The sequence below is a fragment of the Bradyrhizobium sp. 190 genome, from assembly GCF_023073415.1.
GTDB lineage: Bacteria > Pseudomonadota > Alphaproteobacteria > Rhizobiales > Xanthobacteraceae > Bradyrhizobium.
In genome coordinates this window covers 37,811-56,081 of the sequence record NZ_JADPJL010000065.1, presented here as the reverse complement: position 1 = coordinate 56,081, position 18,271 = coordinate 37,811, and the positions used below count along the sequence as shown (strand labels likewise).

11 protein-coding genes and 1 pseudogene are annotated in these 18,271 nt (G+C 63.8%); 2 read left to right on the top strand and 10 right to left on the bottom strand.

The window, feature by feature from the left end; translation table 11 throughout:
• Positions 1-27: 27 nt before the first annotated feature.
• Entirely contained in the window at positions 28-2,196 is a 2,169-nt protein-coding gene (locus IVB22_RS32095; protein WP_247521172.1) for a carbamoyltransferase C-terminal domain-containing protein, read from the top strand.
• 35 nt (positions 2,197-2,231) lie between these two features.
• Here IVB22_RS32095 and IVB22_RS32090 read toward each other — a convergent pair whose 3' ends face one another.
• The 10 genes and pseudogenes from IVB22_RS32090 to IVB22_RS32050 all read right to left on the bottom strand — a co-directional run bounded on the left by IVB22_RS32090 (position 2,232) and on the right by IVB22_RS32050 (position 14,324).
• Complete coding sequence (locus IVB22_RS32090) at positions 2,232-2,729, bottom strand: cupin domain-containing protein (protein WP_247521171.1); 498 nt, start codon at positions 2,727-2,729, stop codon at positions 2,232-2,234.
• Positions 2,726-3,181 (bottom strand): cupin domain-containing protein, encoded by a 456-nt coding sequence (locus IVB22_RS32085; RefSeq protein WP_247521170.1) that lies wholly within the window; start codon positions 3,179-3,181, stop codon positions 2,726-2,728. The genes IVB22_RS32090 and IVB22_RS32085 overlap by 4 nt, the downstream gene beginning before the upstream one ends.
• Positions 3,182-3,409, bottom strand: a pseudogene (locus tag IVB22_RS42135) (helix-turn-helix domain-containing protein); the annotation flags it as partial.
• Between the two features lie 84 nt (positions 3,410-3,493).
• The gene (locus IVB22_RS32080; protein WP_247521169.1) at positions 3,494-4,402 is read right to left on the bottom strand and encodes a DMT family transporter; all 909 of its coding nucleotides are present in this window, start codon (positions 4,400-4,402) and stop codon (positions 3,494-3,496) included.
• Between the two features lie 234 nt (positions 4,403-4,636).
• The gene (locus IVB22_RS32075; RefSeq protein ID WP_247521168.1) at positions 4,637-5,350 is read right to left on the bottom strand and encodes a hypothetical protein; all 714 of its coding nucleotides are present in this window, start codon (positions 5,348-5,350) and stop codon (positions 4,637-4,639) included.
• Positions 5,351-5,445: 95 nt separating this feature from the next.
• Positions 5,446-6,318 carry an NAD(P)-dependent oxidoreductase gene (locus IVB22_RS32070; RefSeq protein ID WP_247521167.1) on the bottom strand — a complete coding sequence of 291 codons (873 nt, stop codon included), beginning with the start codon at positions 6,316-6,318 and terminating at the stop codon, positions 5,446-5,448.
• Between the two features lie 3 nt (positions 6,319-6,321).
• A protein-coding gene (gene prfB, locus IVB22_RS32065; RefSeq protein WP_247521166.1) for a peptide chain release factor 2 occupies positions 6,322-7,453 on the bottom strand; the annotation gives its coding sequence in 2 pieces (ribosomal slippage) (positions 6,322-7,383 and positions 7,385-7,453; 1,131 coding nt in all).
• A gap of 80 nt (positions 7,454-7,533) precedes the next feature.
• Positions 7,534-10,032 (bottom strand): penicillin-binding protein 1A, encoded by a 2,499-nt coding sequence (locus IVB22_RS32060; RefSeq protein ID WP_247521165.1) that lies wholly within the window; start codon positions 10,030-10,032, stop codon positions 7,534-7,536.
• A gap of 167 nt (positions 10,033-10,199) precedes the next feature.
• Positions 10,200-12,725: a penicillin-binding protein 1A gene (locus tag IVB22_RS32055; RefSeq protein WP_247521164.1), complete on the bottom strand. Its 2,526-nt coding sequence runs from the start codon at positions 12,723-12,725 to the stop codon at positions 10,200-10,202.
• 237 nt (positions 12,726-12,962) lie between these two features.
• Positions 12,963-14,324 carry an N-acetylmuramoyl-L-alanine amidase gene (locus tag IVB22_RS32050; protein ID WP_247521163.1) on the bottom strand — a complete coding sequence of 454 codons (1,362 nt, stop codon included), beginning with the start codon at positions 14,322-14,324 and terminating at the stop codon, positions 12,963-12,965.
• Between the two features lie 724 nt (positions 14,325-15,048).
• On the opposite strand from IVB22_RS32050, the gene IVB22_RS32045 reads away from it, so the two are divergent.
• Positions 15,049-18,246 carry a ribonuclease E/G gene (locus IVB22_RS32045; RefSeq protein WP_247521162.1) on the top strand — a complete coding sequence of 1,066 codons (3,198 nt, stop codon included), beginning with the start codon at positions 15,049-15,051 and terminating at the stop codon, positions 18,244-18,246.
• Positions 18,247-18,271 lie beyond the last annotated feature (25 nt).

Genomic DNA, 18,271 nt, shown 5'->3' with positions numbered 1-18,271 from the left:
ATTGCAAGGCCCGGAGGTTGGATAGGGTTGAAACTGAACACACGAATTAGACCGCGACATCCAAAACTCGCGGCGGGTGGATTCCGCTTCGCGCGCTGGCTGGCAGCGAAGACCATGGGCGCCGCCGGCTTTCATCAACTGGGTTCCGAATTTGCCGAGGCGCGGATCGCACTCGTCCGCGAAAAGCTCGCGCGCGGCGATACGGTTTATCTCGCGGGCCTCGGCGCACCCGGTACGCATAATTCAGGTCTGGCACTGGTCGAGGTGACGCAGGCGGATGGGCCGCGGCTGATCGTCAACAACGAGGAAGAGCGTTTTTCGGGCAACAAGCACACGACCGAGTATCCAAAACTGTCGGTCGACGCTGCTGTGGCAACGCTGCGGGAGATGGGCCGCGATATCAGCGATATCGATGCCTGGCTCACGAGCTGGGACTATCCGACGCTCGCCGGCACGCTGGCGCGCTCGGTGATCGAGGAAATGCCGCAGAGCTTTAAGCTCGTGCGCACCACGGAGGCCGCCGGCTTCGACGGCCGACGCCTCGACCAGATGACGCGGACGCCAAAGATCCTCGCCCGCCAGCTCGGGCTTGCCGACCGCGTGCGGCTGATCTGCCTGCCGCATCACGACAACCATGCCTGGTTTTCCTACGCCGCCTCGCCGTTTGCCGACGACGGCGAGCCGACGGCGATTGCGGTGCTCGACGGCACCGGCGATCAGGGCTCGATCTCGCTTTACGTTGTCGAGCATGGCGGGATGCGCCGGCTCTACTGCAACGACAGCATGTTCGATTCACTCGGCGCGTTCTACAGCGTGATCTCCTCGACACAGGGCGGCTGGACCTGGCTGTCCAGCGAGGGCCGCTACATGGGCGCCGCCGCGTGGGGCGACATGGACCGCGCCAGCAATCCCTATTATGCGCGGTTGCGAGACGTTCTGCATTTCGGCAGCAATGGCGAAGTCCGGCTAGACCGCGCGATGGCCAACTGGTATTGCGATCCCTTCGATCGCCCCTACAAGGAGCCGCTCACCGAGATACTCGGCGAGCCGCTCAAGCCGGACCAGCTCTGGAATCCGGATGCGGTGCTGCGTGTCGAGGACATCCATCACCGTCCCGACACCAGGGATCGCCTCGACAAGGCCGCCGCGACCCAACTGGTGTTCGAGGACGCCATGGTCCATGTCGTCGATCACCTGCTGCGCACCACGGGCGCCAACCGGCTGGTGCTAACCGGCGGCATCGCGCTGAATGCGGTCGGCAATATGCGATTGCTCGAGCATTTCGACGAGGCCTGGTTCGCCAAAGCGCAACAGCGCAACGCGCGCCTGCATCTGTGGGTGCCACCGGTTCCCGGCGATCCCGGCGTCACCATCGGCGCCGCCTGGCTGTTCGCGCATCTCGCCGGCGCCCCGCGCGGCGCGCCGATGACGCATGCCTTCTATTGCGGCACGCCGCCCTCGCAGCAAGACATTGCTGGCGCGCTCGAGGCCGATGACGTCGCCTCGCAACGCATCGGCGACATCTCGACCGCTGAAGGCCGCGACGCCATCGCCGATCTAATGGCTTTCATGGTCGCGCAAAGCGGCGTGATCGCGCTTTATCAAGGCGCGGCCGAAACCGGCCCCCGCGCGCTTGGCCATCGCTCGATCCTCGCCAACCCCTGCGACCCCGCGGCGCGCGAACGGCTGAACGAGCGCGTCAAATACCGCGAGGCCATTCGCCCACTGGCGCCGATGGCGACGCTGGAAGCCGCAAAGGAATATTTCGAATTGCTGCCGGGCGCGTCCGACGCCGATTACAACGCCTACAATTACATGGTGCTGACAGCGCATTCGAAGCCGAACGCGCGCGAAAAAATTCCAGCCGTCATTCACGCCGATGGCACCGGCCGCATCCAGATCGTGCGCGCGGAAGACGATCCCCTCACCTATGCTTATCTGAAGGCGCTCGGCCGCCACATCGGCGTCGAGCTGTCCGTCAACACCTCCTTCAATGTCGCAGGACCTATCGCCCAGACGCCGCAACAGGCGATCGATACGCTGCGGCGCTCAAAGGGGCTCGATGCCGTCATCATGGTCGCCGACGACGGCACCGTGCACGCGGCCTGGCATGGCGGAGAGCGCGACAGCGGAAGGTTCAGAAATTGGCTCGCCGACTGGAAGAAGGCATCGGCTTCCAGCCAGCGCACGCGATAATTCGCTTCTTCCCTGAGATCGGATGATCCACCGGTTCAGAGATCGACGCGTTCGCTCGCAACCGCCTTGCGTTCCGCCATGTTGAACCGGCCGCCATAGATCGGGCGCTCACCGGTCGTCGGACCAGGATACTGGACGATGAATATCTCCCCGCCCGTTTCGGTGCGGAATTCGCCCTCAAAGTGCGGGTCGGGATGGAACAGCACCGTTCCCGGACCATGCAGCGTTCCGTCGATTGAAAACTCGCCTTTCAGGATATGCCAGACCTGCGCGAAGCCGTGATAGTGCTCGGGGTGATAGGCGCCGGGCTCCAGCCGCAGAATTCCCGCGTTCGGTTCGGTCGGACGTTCCGGTCGCGGATGAAAAAGCATTTTGCCGGTCTCGCCGGGCCACCGGATTGTCTCCCACTCGACTTCCTCGAAATGGCGCGCCTCGTAAGGCTTGTGGTCCTTTCGCGACGCTTCGCGCGCGGTCGTCAATTCCGCGTTTGCGGCCGCCGTATCGGGAATCTCCTTGCTGCTGACAGCACTCATTTTGCTCTCCCTTTTGCCGTGCTCTCTCGTTCGCTTTTCCTGCCCGCAATATTGCTCCACCACTCAACCGCAATGGCCGACTGATTTTCGATTGATGTCACCATGAGCAGGCGCGCACTGCCGGACCCGCGCGCCCATGCCATATGCGGTACGTCTGAGCGCAAATGAATCGAATCACCGTGCTCCAGCGCGATGGTTTCCTCGCCTACCTGAAATTCGACGCTGCCTTCGAGGACAAAGCACATTTCTTCGCCGGGATGCGCGACCAACGTCGGTTTGCGCGGTTTTGCCGACAATTCGAGCAGGAAAGTTTCCAGCCGCTGCTCGCCGATGCCCGAAGCGAGCTTGCGCCAGGCATAATTCGCGTCAGCGCCATTCGATGGAACGGCATCGATTGACCGCACCACGCGATAGGCGCGCGTCCGGTCCTCTCCTTCGACGTCGGCGAACAATTCGGCCGGCGGCAGTTGAAGGACACCGGCAATTTCCAGGAGATTTCCGATCGAACACGCGATTAGGCCGCGTTCGATCCGCGAGAGAAATGTCAGAGATAGCCCGACCATTCCGGCGAGTTCATCGAGTGTCAAACCGCGCGCCGCGCGGGCCTTGCGAATGACGGCACCAATTGCGGCAAGGCGGGCCGCCTCGCGGGCGCGCCGGCCAGCTTCTGCCGAAACCACGCTGCTCTCCCTTTTGCTTATAAGGCAAATCGTATTGCTATATAGGCAAATGTCAAGCTGGCTCGCGTCGCCTGAGCGAGCGAACTAACGACGCTCGAGAAACTTCAGCACGCGACCATCGATCAACAGCAGCGCGCTGCCGATCACCAGTGCGCCCCCGATTTCACGCGGCGAAATCTGCTCGCCGAGCACGAGCGAGCCGAGCAGGATGGCAGTAACAGGCACAAGCAGCGTCACCAGCATGACGTTGGTAGCGCCGGAGCGCCGCAGCACCTGGAAGAAAACGAAATAGGCCAGCGCCGTCGACAACGCGGCGAGGCCGAGCACCGCGAACCATGTCACCGTATCAGGCATCGGCAATTGCCACGGCCGCTCGAAAATGCCGGCGACGACAGCCATCATCAGGCTCGATGCCATTAATTGGAACGTGGCGGTGGCAAGCGGCGGCGAATCCGATAGCGCGCGCCGGGCTATCAGCGCTGACATGCCGTAGCTCAGCGCCGCCGCGAGACACAGCAGGACGCCGAGCCCCTGCCCGCTGGCAAAGTCGAGCCCGCTGCCGCGAAGGATCACGACGCCGACAAGGCCAACGATCACACCGGCCACACGCCTGATGATGAGCTTCTCCTCGCCCACCGCCGCCATCACCGCCACCGTGAACAGCGGCGTGGTGGCGTTGAGGATCGAAGCCAACCCGCTCGGGATGTACATCTGTCCGGTGACGATCAGCGAGAACGGCAGCACATTGTTGAACAAGGCGATGAGGAAGAACGGCCTCCAGCCCATCCACCCCTTGGGAAACGGCAGTCGCTGCGCGTAAAGCACCGGCAGCAGGATCATGGCGGCCAGCAGCACGCGCAACAGCACGAGCGTGAACGGCGGCAGCTCGCGTAGCACCACGCCATTGAAGAAGAACGATCCGCCCCATAGCACCGAGAGCAGGCCGAGCAGCGACCAGTCGCGGGCGTTGATCGAGGTGTCGTTGGCGGTCATGGCGGCTCAAATCGGAGGATAGACCGCTCTATTCAGCCGCACCGGATTTTGCCACCCGATTTCCGAATAGCCACCCCAACACTATTCAACCGCATACAGCCGCATTCGCTAGGTGAGCTTGTGCCATCGAGTATCGCGTTCGACATCGGAATCCCCAACGTCCGCGCCTATTTCCTCGATTGTACGCGTCCATCGCCAAGATCGCCAAAAGGTCGTCGGACGGCTGCGGCAGACTTACCTTTTAAAGTACGGTCCGTTGAGGGTAAATTTGCCTGGCGAAACGAAAACGTTTGATCCGGCTAGGCCGGCGGTCAGTTTAGTGACCCACGGAAGCTTTGATTCGATAACGTGCGTAACTGCGTCAGTCGTCATCTCAATAACGATGCCGCGCCAACGCACATCTGGGCCAAAGAACTGCTCCAGTTGGTCGGCCTGAAGTGTTTTCGCCGTCGTGGGATCGCCTGGGTTCGAAAAGGTAGCCAGAGTCGGCAAATCTTTACTCGGGAGATCCCAACGCCCACGCAACTGCGATAATGACGCCAGTTGGCGATCATCGAACAGATTCAATCTAAAGTGCTGGAGCACTACGAAGGATGGGTAGGCGGCACCTTCGGCGTAAGGCCCAGACGCCAAAAGGGCCACTATGTTGCGTTGCCCTCCGAGATCGACGAACACAGCTTCACCGCGTTCTGAATACCCGAGGGGATTTACACCCGGCAGAAACACCGGCTGCTTGCTGACATGTGCCTCGATTACGCTCGACCCCGAGCGCATCTGACCGTCGACTTCAACATTGACGGTCATGCGATAGCGATAGGTGTGGGTCGGATAGCTGATCTTGTATAATGCGAAGCCCGCAACGACGGCCGCGAACGCAATTCCAAGCCACTTCATTCTGCGAACCCCGTAGCGCTCCGAGCATCGAGATTCGACGATACGATCAATCATCCACTGGTTGCAATGCGAACCGCGCAAGAAATGCGATCACGTAGACGACCCTCATCCAGTGACCATTCCATCCGATTCCCGTGAGTCGCGACTACCTACTTCCGCCGCGAGACGATCTCGATCATCCTGCCTTCATCATCATCGGGCATCTCGGTCTTCGCTCTAGCGTAGGCCTCGACCGCGGCACGCCCGAGTAGCGGCGGTCCTGCCAACAGGCTCTCGGCCAGCGCCACGGCATAGGCTGCATCCTTGTGGCGAAGCGCCGCCGTGAACGACGCGCCGGAGAAATCGCGCGCCACCATGCGCTTTGAATGACGGATCACCTGCGGACTCGCCACCGCGCCGGTCGCCAGCGCATCCGCCACCAGGTTCATATCCAGCCCTGCCTGCTCGGCCATGGCGACGCCTTCGGCGAGGCTCGCGATCTGCACCGCGCCCATCAGGTTGTTGATCAGCTTGAAGACGGTGCCGGTGCCGACCGCGCCGAAGTGCCTAACCACATCGCCGATCGGCGCCAGATAGGGTCTTGCCCGATCGAGATCGGCTGCGTCAGCACCGACCAGCAAAGTCAGCTTTCCGGAAGCCGCCGCTTGCGGCAGGCCGGTGACGGGGCAGTCGATATAGGTAAGCCCTCGGCCGCGCAGTTCGCGCGCCATGTCGAGCGCGTGCTGGTGCGAGACGGTCGAGCATTCGATCGCGAGGCTGCCTGCCTTCATCGTTGCAGCCGCGCCATTCTCGCCGAGCCAGACAGCACGCGACGCCCCGTCGTCGGCGACCATGGTCACGACGGCATCCGCGCCGTCAGCGGCTTCCGCCGGTGACGAGGCCCAGTTCGCGCCGCGCGCGATCAAGTCTTCCGCCTTGGCCTTGCTGCGATTCCACACCGCGACAGAAAAACCTGCATCGAGATAGCGGCCGGCCATGCCGTGGCCCATGCGCCCGAGCCCGATGAAGGCCACTTTGGTCATGGATTAATCCACATCCTCGACTGCGCCGGGCGTGGTGCCGAACGCGCGCTGCGCCAGGGTTGCCGCCATGAACTCGTCGAGGTCGCCGTCGAGCACACCCGACGTATCCGAGGTCTGCACGCCGGTGCGCAGGTCCTTCACCATCTGGTAGGGCTGCAGCACGTACGAGCGGATCTGGTGGCCCCAGCCGATGTCGGTCTTGGCGGCCTGATCGGCGGCGGCCTGCTCCTCGCGCCGCTTCAGTTCGATCTCATAGAGCCGCGCGCGCAGCATGTCCCAGGCCTGGGCGCGGTTCTTGTGCTGCGAGCGGCCGGCCTGACAGACCACCGCGACACCGGTCGGAATATGGGTCAGGCGCACCGCGGATTCGGTCTTGTTGACGTGCTGCCCGCCGGCGCCGCCCGAGCGCATGGTGTCGGTGCGCACGTCGGACTCGGCGATGTCGATCTTGATGCTGTTATCGACCACCGGAAAAATCGCCACCGATGAAAACGACGTGTGCCGCCGCGCGTTGGAATCGAACGGCGATATCCGCACCAGCCGGTGCACGCCCGCTTCCGTCTTCAGCCAGCCATAGGCATTATGTCCGCTGATCTGGATGGTCGCGGATTTGATGCCGGCTTCTTCGCCGGGAGTCTCTTCGAGATACTCGATCTTGAAGCCGTGCTCCTCGGCCCAGCGCGTGTACATGCGCAAGAGCATCGCGGCCCAGTCCTGGCTTTCCGTGCCGCCGGCGCCGGCATGCACTTCGAGATAGGAATCGAACTTGTCGGCCTCGCCTGACAACAGCGCTTCCAGCTCGCGGCGGGCGACTTCCTTCTTCAGGGCTTTCAGCGCGTTCTCCGCCTCGACCACCACGCCTTCGTCGTTCTCGGCCTCGCCGAGCGCGATCATTTCGACATTGTCGTCGAGCTCACGCTCGACCTTGCCGATGCCCTCGAGCGCATCCACCAGCGAGGTGCGCTCCTGCATCAGCTTCTGGGCCTTCTGGGGATCGTTCCAGAGATTGGGATCTTCGGCGAGTTTGTTCAGCTCGGCGAGGCGAGCCGTGGATGTCTCGACGTCAAAGATGCCTCCTCAGCAGCCCGACTGACTGCTTGATCTCTTCTACGAGGCGTTCGACTTCGGCGCGCATGGTCTCTTCTGTCTGCGGTCGGAACCGCTACTGGATTATGTCCGACGGATGTAGCGGCGGACGCCGCAAAGCGCAATCGGCTAATAAAGCCGGCCGGTTCCGGGACGCATGATATTGCCGGCGTCGGGCGGGATTTCCTGCGGCACTCGTCCGTCCCCTTCGGTGACGCCAACGACTGAGTAATTATCCGGCGGCACGGTGCCCGGCTTGAACGCTTCCAGGATCGTGCGGCCGCCCTCGCCGCCGGGACTGGGGCGCGTGCCGCTCTTGGCATCGATGCGAACCAGCCTGATGCCGGCGGGAATCTTGAACGGGGTTGCCGGCTTGTTGGCGAGCGCTAGCTTCATGAAATCCTTGGCTATCGGCGCGGCGATGCGGCCGCCCTGCGCGGCCCTGCCCAGCGTGCGCGGCTTGTCGTAGCCGAGATAGAGACCAACGACGAGATCCGGCGAAAAACCGACGAACCAGACGTCTTTTGCGTCGCTGGTGGTGCCGGTCTTGCCGGCGATCGGCTTGCCGACCTCGCGCAGGATCGTCGCCGTACCACCCTGCACCACACCTTCGAGCATCGACGTGATCTGGTAGGCGGTCAACGAATCGAGCACCTGCTCCCGGCGGTCGACGAGCTGCGGTTCGGGCTGGTTTTTCCAGCCGCCCGGCGCGTCGCAACCGCGGCACTCGCGCTGGTCATGCTTGAAGATCGTGCGTCCGTAGCGGTCCTGGATGCGGTCGATCAGTGTCGGCTTCACCCGCCGGCCGCCATTGGCGAACATCGAATAAGCCGTCACCATCCGCATGACCGTGGTCTCGCCGGCGCCGAGCGAATAGGAAAGATAGTTCGGCAACTCCTCGTAGACGCCGAAGCGTTTGGCATATTCGCCGATCAGGGGCATGCCGACATCCTGCGCCAACCGCACCGTGACGGTGTTGAGCGACTGCTTCAGGGCGTCGCGCAGCGTGATGGGACCCTTATAGCTGCCCACCGAAAAATTGTCCGGCCGCCAGACGCCGTTGCCCTGCCCCTGATCGATCTCGATGGGGCCGTCGATCATGATCGTCGCCGGCGTGTAGCCATTGTCAATCGCCGCCGAATAGACCAGCGGCTTGAACGTCGATCCCGGCTGCCGATAGGCCTGTGTCGCGCGATTGAACTGGCTCTGGTCGAACGAGAAGCCGCCGACCATCGCGACCACGCGGCCGGTCCACGGGTCCATCGCGACCATCGCGCCGGACACTTCGGGCAATTGCCGCAGGCGGTACTGGCCCTCGACCATCTTGCCTTCCTTGTCGAACAGCGGATCGGCGTAGATCACGTCACCCGGCGACAGAATCTGCGAGACCGAAGCCGTCGCCGGTTTGCCGCGCGCCGCGGCGGCGACCGGCTTCGCCCATCGGACACCATCCAGCGTGATGAGACCGGTCTGCCGCTCCTTAGAGATGGCGCCGCCCAGTTCGCGGCCGGGCTGAAAACCGATGCGGGCCGACTGGTCGGATGTCTCCAGCACCACGGCCATCCGCCAGGGCGAGATGTCGCTCAGCGATTTGATCTCGGCGAGCTTGACACCCCAGTCGCCGGAAATGTCCAGCTTGCTCATGGCGCCGCGCCAGCCTTGCGCCTCGTCAAAATTCACGAGGCCGGCCGCCACGGCCTTGCGCGCCATCACCTGCAGCTTCGGATCGAGCGTGGTGCGGACCGACAGGCCGCCCTCATAGAGCTTCTTTTCGCCGTAACGCTCGAAAATGTCGCGCCGGACTTCCTCGGCAAAATACTCGCCGGCAAAAGTATGCGCGGCGTTGGACCGGCTGGTCACGGCCAGCGGTTCCTTGCGGGCCTTGTCGGCATCGGCCTGCTTGATCCAGCCGTTTTCCACCAGGCGGTCGATCACGTAGTTGCGCCGCTCGGTCGACCGCTCGCGGTTGCGCACCGGGTGCAACGTTCCCGGCGCTTTCGGCAGCGCTGCCAGATACGCGGCTTCCGCGATCGTGAGTTCATTCACCGACTTGTCGAAATAGACCAGCGATGCGGCCGCGATGCCGTAGGCGCCAAGACCGAGATAGATTTCATTGAGATAGAGCTCGAGGATGCGGTCCTTGGAATAGGCGCGCTCGATGCGCATCGCCAGCAGCGCTTCCTTGATCTTGCGGGTGAACGACACTTCGTTGGTGAGAAGGAAGTTCTTCGCGACCTGCTGGGTAATCGTCGAGGCGCCCTGCGGACGCTTGTTGGAGCCAAAGTTCTGCGCATACGCCACGGCCGCGCGCGCCAAGCCGGTGAAGTCGATGCCGCCGTGCTCGTAGAAGTTCTTGTCCTCGGCCGCGAGGAAGGCGTTGGTGACGAGTTTTGGCATCGCCTGGATCGGCAGATACAGGCGCCGCTCCTTGGAATACTCGCCGAGCAGCGCACCGTCGGACGCATGGACGCGCGTCATCACCGGCGGCTCGTAATCCTGAAGCTGCGAATAGTCGGGCAAGTCCCTGGAGAAATGCCAGATCGCGCCCGCGACGCCGGCCACACCCACCAGGAACACCACCGTGCCGGCGGTAAACAGGAAACCCAAAAACCGGACCAAAAAGCGCATTACCGAAGTTCCATTCCAACCCCTGCACCGTAACCATCGGTGCTTATCCTCGTGTCCATCGGACATTTCCTTTCCCGCGACACGGATCGCTCAGATCCGCCGGGTCCTAAATTTTTATACCGTATTGTCCGAAGATACGTCTTGAGGTTGTGAACACTCCGTGCGGATCAGTAAAGCCCGCCGGTTCCGGGACGCATGATATTGCCGGCGTCAGGCTGATACCCTTGCGGGTATCCTTGCTGGTATCCCTGTTGGTATCCCTGCGGCATCCGGCCGTCCGCATCGGCCACGCCGATGACCGAGTAGTTGTCCGGCGGCGCGGTGCCCGGCTTGAAGGCTTCCAGAAGCCCGCCACTGCCCGGACCGGCGCGCATGCCGCTCTTGGGCTCGACGCGAACGAGCTTGATGCCGGCGGGCACCTTGAAGGGAATCGCGGGCTTGTCGGCGAGCGCGAGTTTCAGGAAGTCCTTGGCGATCGGCGCGGCCAGGTGGCCACCGGTCATGCCGCGGCCGAGATTGCGCGGCTTGTCGAAACCGACATAGATGCCGACCACGAGGTCCGGCGAGAAGCCGATGAACCAGGCGTCCTTTTCATCGTTGGTGGTGCCGGTCTTACCGGCGATCGGCTTGCCGACCTCCTTGACGACGGTGGCGGTGCCGGCCTGCACCACATACTCCATCATCGACGTGATCTGGTAGGCCGTCATCGGATCGAGCACCTGCTCGCGACGGTCCACGAGCTGCGGCTCGGGCTGACTCTTCCAGCCGCCGGGCGCGTCGCAGCCGCGGCACTCGCGCGCGTCATGCTTGAAGATGGTGCGGCCGTAGCGGTCCTGAATACGATCGATCAGCGTCGGCTTCACGCGGCGGCCGCCATTGGCGAACATCGAATAGGCCGTCACCATCCGCATAACAGTGGTTTCGCCGGCGCCGAGTGCATAGGACAGATAGTTCGGCAGCTCGTCGTAAACGCCGAAACGCTTGGAATACTCGCCGATCAAGGGCATGCCGATGTCCTGGGCCAGCCGCACCGTCACCGTATTCAGCGAATTCCGCAGCGCGTTGCGCAGCGTGACCGGTCCCTGGTACTTTCCTGACGAATAGTTTTCCGGGCGCCAGACACCGACGCCCTGTCCCTGATCGATTTCGATGGGCGCGTCGACGACGACCGTCGACGGGGTGTAGCCGTTGTCCATCGCCGCCGAATACACCAGCGGCTTGAAGGACGAGCCCGGCTGCCGATAGGCTTGGGTCGCGCGGTTGAACTGGCTCTGATCGAACGAGAAGCCGCCGACCATCGCCAGCACGCGGCCGGTCCACGGATCCATCGCGACCATCGCGCCCGAAACTTCCGGCAACTGACGCAACCGATACTGGCCTTCGACCTGCTTGCCCTCCTTGTCGAACAGCGGGTCGGCATAGATCACGTCGCCGGCCGACAGAACTTGCGCCACCGAGGTCGGTGTCCTGCCCTTTGCGGATCCCGACGCGGCCTTCGCCCACCGCACGCCGTCGAGCGTAATGATGCCGGTCTGCCTGACCTTGCTGACGGCTCCACCGAGTTCGCGGCCGGGCTGGAAGCCGATCCGCGCCGACTGGTCGCTGGTCTCAAGTACCACCGCCATCCGCCACGGCGAGATGTCGCTGAGCGATTTGACGTCGGCGAGCTTGACGCCCCAGTCGCCGGAAATGTCGAGCTTCGACGGTGCGCCGCGCCAGCCGCTCGCCTCGTCATATTTGACCAGACCGGCGACCATGGCCTTGCGCGCCATCACCTGCATCTTCGGGTCGAGCGTGGCACGGACGGACAATCCGCCTTCGTACAGTTTCTTTTCGCCGTAGCGCTCGAAAATGTCGCGCCGGACTTCCTCGGCGAAATATTCGCCGGCAAACGTATGCGCGGCGTTACCGCGGGTGGTGGTAACGTTAAGCTGTTCCTTGCGGGCCTTGTCGGCATCGGCCTGCTTGATCCAGCCGTTTTCCACCATGCGATCGACCACGTAATTGCGCCGCTCGACCGCGCGATCGCGGTTACGAACCGGGTGCAGCGCCGCGGGCGCCTTGGGCAGCGCCGCCAGATAGGAGGCTTCCGCGATCGTGAGTTCGTTTACCGATTTGTCGAAATAGACCAGCGATGCGGCCGCGATGCCGTAGGCGCCAAGACCGAGATAGATTTCGTTGAGATAGAGCTCGAGGATGCGGTCCTTGGAATATGCACGCTCGATGCGCATCGCCAGCAAGGCTTCCTTGATCTTGCGGGTGAAGGAGACCTCGTTGGTCAAAAGGAAGTTCTTCGCAACCTGCTGGGTGATCGTGGAGGCACCCTGCGGCCGGCGGTTAGAGCCAAAGTTCTGCGCATACAACACCGCCGCGCGCGCCATGCCGGTGAAGTCGATGCCGCCGTGCTCGTAGAAGTTCTTGTCTTCGGCCGCGAGGAACGCGTTGATGACGAGCTTTGGCACCGCCTGGATCGGCAGATAGAGGCGGCGCTCCTTGGAGTATTCGCCGAGCAGCGCACCGTCGGACGCATGCACGCGCGTCATCACCGGCGGTTCGTAATCCTGAAGCTGCGAGTAGTCGGGCAAGTCCTTGGAGAAATGCCAGATCGCGCCCGCGACGCCGGCCACGCCGACCAGGAAGACGACGGTCCCGGCAGCGAACAGGAAACCCAAAAACCGGACCAGCAAGCGCATTGTCGAAGTTTCCGTTCCAACCCTGTGCGCCGGTATCTGCGGCGTCTATCCTACCACGGCCATCCCGCCGAACGAGTTGCCGCTACGCGGTCGAACAATAAAAGGTCCGGCGGACAATACCGATTCCGAAGACCAGCAGCCAATTTTCTATACCGTTGCCGCTGTGGCCAAACTAGGGCTTGGGCCAACGGACGGCACGCTTTTCAGCCTGCCCTTACGCCATGCGCACCGGACTTTTCACTTGCCCGGTCCGGCAGTTGCCAGCCGTTTGGCTAAAAACGCATCGATTGCCTGCGCCATCGCCCCGACCGTCCGGTTCCGCCAGTTTTCCGACACCAGGTGCTCGAGGTCGCCCTTGTTCGAGACATAGCCGAGCTCGACCAGGACCGAGGGCACATCGGGGGCTTTCAGGACGCGGAAACCTGCCGATTTCAACGGATGCTTGTGCATCCGCACCGTGGTCTTCATTTCGCCCATCAGGACCCGCGCGAACCGGTTCGAGAAGGTTTTGGTCTCCCGCTGCACCAGATCGATCAGGATGTCGGCGACTTCGGTCGGCTCGTCGGCGAGACTGACCCCGCCGATCGCGTCCGACTTGTTTTCAGTGTCCGCCAGCCGTTCGGCCTCGGAGTCGGAGGCCTTATCCGACAGCGTATAGATGGTGGCGCCCTGGGCGTCGCCCTCGCCACGCCGCAAGGCGTCGGCATGGATCGAGACGAACAACGCCGCCGACTCGCTGCGCGCGATCTTCACGCGGTCGCCGAGCGGAACGAAGGTGTCGTCCGTCCGGGTCATGACGACGCGATACTTGCCCGACTTCTCGATCCGATCGCGCAGCGCCAGGCCAAAACCCAGCACCAGATTCTTTTCCATGATGTCGCCGCCGCCGGCCTGGGTGCCGTTGTCGACGCCGCCATGGCCGGGATCGATCACGACGACCGGCCTCTTGTCCGGCGGCCCGGGTGCAGGCTTCGGCGCGGCTGGCGCATCTGGCTGGGCAACGGCGGCGTTGGCCTCGGCGATCGCAGGCCGCAGTTCGGGACGGTTTTCGGGGGCCAGCGACTGGACAAAGGCGGTGCGGTCCACCTCTTCGAATTCGAGCACCAGCCGCGGCGGCTGGCCGTTGGCCGCCTCCAGCACATAGGATTTGGCGATCTTGGCCGGCCCGGTCAGGTCGAACACGATCCGCGATCCGCCCGGCATGACGAGACCGTAGCGAAACGCCTTGACCAATCCCCGCCCCGTGACACCGACTCCGGCCGGGAGCTGGAAACTGACCTGGGGAAGATCGACGATTACGCGATAGGGGTCCGCCAAGGAAAAGGCCCGAAACTGGATCGCCTTGTCGAGATCGAGGATGAAACGGGTCTGTTTGGCATCGCCGGCCAGGCGAGCGTCAGACGCGATCGGGAAATTCGATGCCGCTGCCGGGCTCGGAATGGCGGCCGGTCCTTGATAAAGCGGTGTTTGATAGGCGGGTGGTGCTTGATAAACCTGCGCTTGGGCCGCGCTCGGGTCGATCATCTGGGCGCACAACGATGTTGCGGCGCACAATAGGCCACATCCCAGCAAAACAAGGTGGTTTGCGCGGCTCGCCAACGATTCGGTGCCTCCGGAGGAGCCTTTCCCTTACCGCATTAGAACCGCAGGGTTAATCGGACCTTAAGGTCGAATCTGTGAAAAGGAGCGAGTGTTGCCGCGCTGCGACGCTCGGCCGCGGGTTCCCTTGCGCTTCCCTTGCACGCAGCCCCCAATCCACGTATGTACGAGGTGCTGACGGCGAATACTCCCGGTTGTGTCGCGTTCAGCCTCCCGGTGCAGCGCCGGAACCTTCGAAGTCGGAGGAACCTGCGTCTTTCCCGATCCCTCCACAGCCAGCGCTGCGCGCGGCTGACACGGAGTGGCGGTTTCGAGCCCGAGCGGCGTCCGGTCCCAGGTACCTTTTCCAGGGACGGTTTGAGACACGGCAAAACTGATTATCCGGACCCAAAACGGTCCGATATGCGATGGCCGGCGGGCGTTTAGGCGCCGAACCGGGCCTTCAGCGATAGATACGGCGGTATCCTTTTCCGCCAACATGTTTAGACGGGCCGACGCTTGATGCGCCAGACTGTGTTGCCGACCAGGATCCACGGACCGACCGCGCCGACGCGAGGCGAAAGCTTCGCACGTCGCCTCGATCAGGTGGCTCCCCGTTCGGCGCGGCGCCAAGAAGTGCGTTTTGGCCTTCCCCTCACCCCCGAATCAGGTGGACCGTCGCGTCACCGGGCCGCGCAATTTGCGCGCGCCATGCACCGCGCCCGCCGCCGTCAAGAGTTCCAAAATGCCCAACAAGATGTTGATCGACGCCACCCACCCGGAAGAGACCCGGGTCGTTGTGGTCCGCGGCAACCGCGTCGAAGAATTTGATTTCGAGACCGCCCAGCGCAAGCAGCTCCGCGGCAATATCTACCTCGCCAAGGTCACGCGCGTAGAGCCGTCACTGCAGGCGGCCTTTATCGAATATGGCGGCAACCGCCACGGCTTCCTGGCGTTCAGCGAAATCCACCCGGACTACTATCAGATTCCGGTCGCCGACCGTCAGGCGCTGATCGAGGCCGACGAGCGCGCCCATCGCGAGGCCGAGGAAGAGAGCGAGAACCGCTCCTCCAACCGCCACCGTGGCCGCTCGCGCCACCGCAATGCGCGCCGGCGCGGCCATGGCGACCGTGTCCAGAGCGGCGTCGTAGAGAACGCCGGCCAGGATCCCTCACAGGCGGCCCAGCCCTATGAAGGCGAGGCGCATCCGCACGAAGGCGCGTATGCCGGCGAAGTGCACCCGCACGACGCTGAGCATCATGAGAATGATGCTAGGCATCATGAGGATACCGCTCATCACGACCATGATGCGCATGATCATGAGGCGCATGGTCAGGATCACGACCATTCGCACGATCACCAGGATCGCGATCCTCACCACGACAACGATCGTCCCCACGATCACGATCGTCATCCCGATCACGATGCGCAAGGTCCTGACGAACCGGCAGGTGCCGCGGGCGCAGCACCAGTCGCGGAATTGGAATCCGGCACGCCCCCTGTGGCGCCGGTCGAGGCGGCCGCCCCCGAGGCGCCGGCTGAACACGCTCATACTGAACACGCTCATGATGAGCAGCATGACGAGGAACAGGCGCGCGAAAACGCGGCCCATGCCGACGACGCGCCGCATATCGAGCACGCCGGTGAAGGGTACGCCGTTGCTTCTTCCGATGAAGTCGCCCCGACTTCCGACCGCGACGACAGCCACGATGATGATGAGGACGACGGCGAGGATGCCGAAGAAGAGGAAGTCGTCGAATCCGTCGGGGGCGACGACGTGCTCGAGGAAGTTCCGGAGCGCCCGTTCCGCCCGCGCCGTCAGTACAAGATTCAGGAAGTCATCAAGCGCCGCCAGGTGATGCTGGTTCAGGTCGTCAAGGAAGAGCGCGGCAACAAGGGCGCGGCGCTCACGACCTATCTGTCGCTGGCCGGACGTTATGCGGTCCTGATGCCCAATACCGCCCGCGGCGGCGGCATCAGCCGCAAGATCACCTCGGCCCAGGACCGTTCGCGGCTGAAGGAAGTGGTGCAGGACCTCGACGTGCCGGAAGGCATGGGGATCATCCTGCGGACCGCCGGCGCCTCGCGGACCAAGCCCGAGATCAAGCGCGACTTCGAATATCTGATCCGGATGTGGGAAACCGTGCGCGACATGACGCTGAAGTCGCAGGCCCCCACCCTCGTCTACGAGGAAGGCTCGCTGATCAAGCGCTCGCTGCGCGATCTCTACAATAAGGAAATCGACGAAATTCAGGTCGCCGGCGAAGCCGGTTACCAGGAAGCGCGCGACTTCATGAAGATGCTGATGCCCTCGAACGTGCGGGCGGTCAGGCAATATCGCGACGGCCAGCCGCTGTTCTCGCGAATGGGCGTCGAGAGTCAGTTGGATGCGATGTTCTCGCCAACCGTGCAGCTCCGTTCCGGCGGCTACATCGTCATCAACCAGACCGAAGCGCTGGTCTCGATCGACGTCAACTCCGGCCGCTCGACCCGCGAACATCACATCGAGGACACCGCGCTCAAGACCAATCTGGAGGCGGCGGAGGAAGTCGCCCGGCAATTGCGCCTGCGCGATCTTGCAGGGCTCATCGTCATCGACTTCATCGACATGGACGAAAAGCGCAATAACCGCGCGGTCGAGCGTAAGCTCTCCGACTGCCTGCGACAGGATCGCGCGCGCATCCAGGTCGGACGCATCTCGCATTTCGGCCTTCTGGAAATGTCGCGCCAGCGCATCCGCGCCAGCGTGCTGGAGAGTTCGACCGAGCCCTGCGCGGTATGCGGCGGCAGCGGTCATGTGCGCTCGGTCTCGTCGGTCGCGCTGCAATTGCTGCGCGGCATCGAGGAAATCCTGATGAAGGGCGCGACCCACAATCTGGTGGTGCGCACCCGCACCGACGTCGCGCTCTATGTGCTCAACCACAAGCGCGGCCATCTGCGCGATCTCGAAAACGCCTTCAAGGTGTCGCTCGCCGTGAGCGCCGATCCAACCGTCGCCGGCCAGCAGTCGTTCATCATCGACCGCGGCGAGCAGGTGCACACGCTGGAAGCCGCCAAGGCGTTGCTGGCGGCGCAGGCTGCCTCCTTCCCGCCGCAGGTCGAGGAAGCCTATGACGACGACGAGGCGTTCGACATCGAAACCGAATCCGAGGTCGAAACCGAGGAAACCGACGGGCTGGCCGACGATGCCGCCGAAGCCGCAGTGGGCGAAGGAGAAGGCGAAGGAGACGGCCACCGCCGCAAGCGGCGCCGACGCCGGCGCGGCCGTGGCGAGCCGCGTGACGGCGCCGCCCCGCGCGAGGACGGTGACGCGATGCGCGTCGCGGGCGAGGCCGTCGAAGGCGCGACCGCCGAGGACGGCGAAGCCGACGAGGACGAAGGCGACGAACAGCCCGGCATGGCCCGCGGCGATCAGCCTGCCGGTGGCGAGCGGCGCCCGCGCCGTCGCGGCCGTCGCGGCGGACGCCGCCGGCGTGGCGCCGAGCTGGAAGACGGCCTTGCCGGATCGATCGCGGACGAACTCGGGCCGACGCCGGCTCCCGAGGTGACTAACGCAGTGGCCGATTTCGACGGCGGCGCATCCGAGCCCGCGCCGTCGCTGGTGCAGGCCGACATTCCGCCCGAACCTGTCTCGCAGCCGGCGGAGATGCAGCCTGCGGCCTATGCCCAGCCGGAGCCGGTCGAGAGTGCGCCCGCGCCATCAGCTGAAGAAACCAGGCAAGAGGCCGAGCGGGCCGCGGCGCGGCGGCGTTCGACCGTGCGCGAGAAAGTCAGCTTCATGACCAGCGCGCCGGCCGAACCGGCGCCCGCCGTCAGCCACAGCGCGCCGGAGCCGGTCGAGTCTCCCGCGCCTGCTCCGACCGAGCCGGCGCCCGCCGCATCGGACGAATCCGCGCCACGCAAGGCGGGCTGGTGGTCGCGGCGCTTCGGCAGCGGCGAGTAACGCTCAAACCAAAAAAGAAAAACCG

Bases quoted from the DNA above. Each gene is read 5' to 3' on its own strand.
- IVB22_RS32090 (WP_247521171.1), bottom strand. From the start codon at position 2,729: ATGAGTGCTGTCAGCAGCAAGGAGATTCCCGATACGGCGGCCGCAAAC.
- IVB22_RS32080 (WP_247521169.1), bottom strand. From the start codon at position 4,402: ATGACCGCCAACGACACCTCGATCAACGCCCGCGACTGGTCGCTGCTC.
- IVB22_RS32075 (WP_247521168.1), bottom strand. From the start codon at position 5,350: ATGATTGATCGTATCGTCGAATCTCGATGCTCGGAGCGCTACGGGGTT.
- IVB22_RS32070 (WP_247521167.1), bottom strand. From the start codon at position 6,318: ATGACCAAAGTGGCCTTCATCGGGCTCGGGCGCATGGGCCACGGCATG.
- IVB22_RS32060 (WP_247521165.1), bottom strand. From the start codon at position 10,032: ATGCGCTTTTTGGTCCGGTTTTTGGGTTTCCTGTTTACCGCCGGCACG.
- IVB22_RS32055 (WP_247521164.1), bottom strand. From the start codon at position 12,725: ATGCGCTTGCTGGTCCGGTTTTTGGGTTTCCTGTTCGCTGCCGGGACC.
- IVB22_RS32045 (WP_247521162.1), top strand. From the start codon at position 15,049: ATGCCCAACAAGATGTTGATCGACGCCACCCACCCGGAAGAGACCCGG.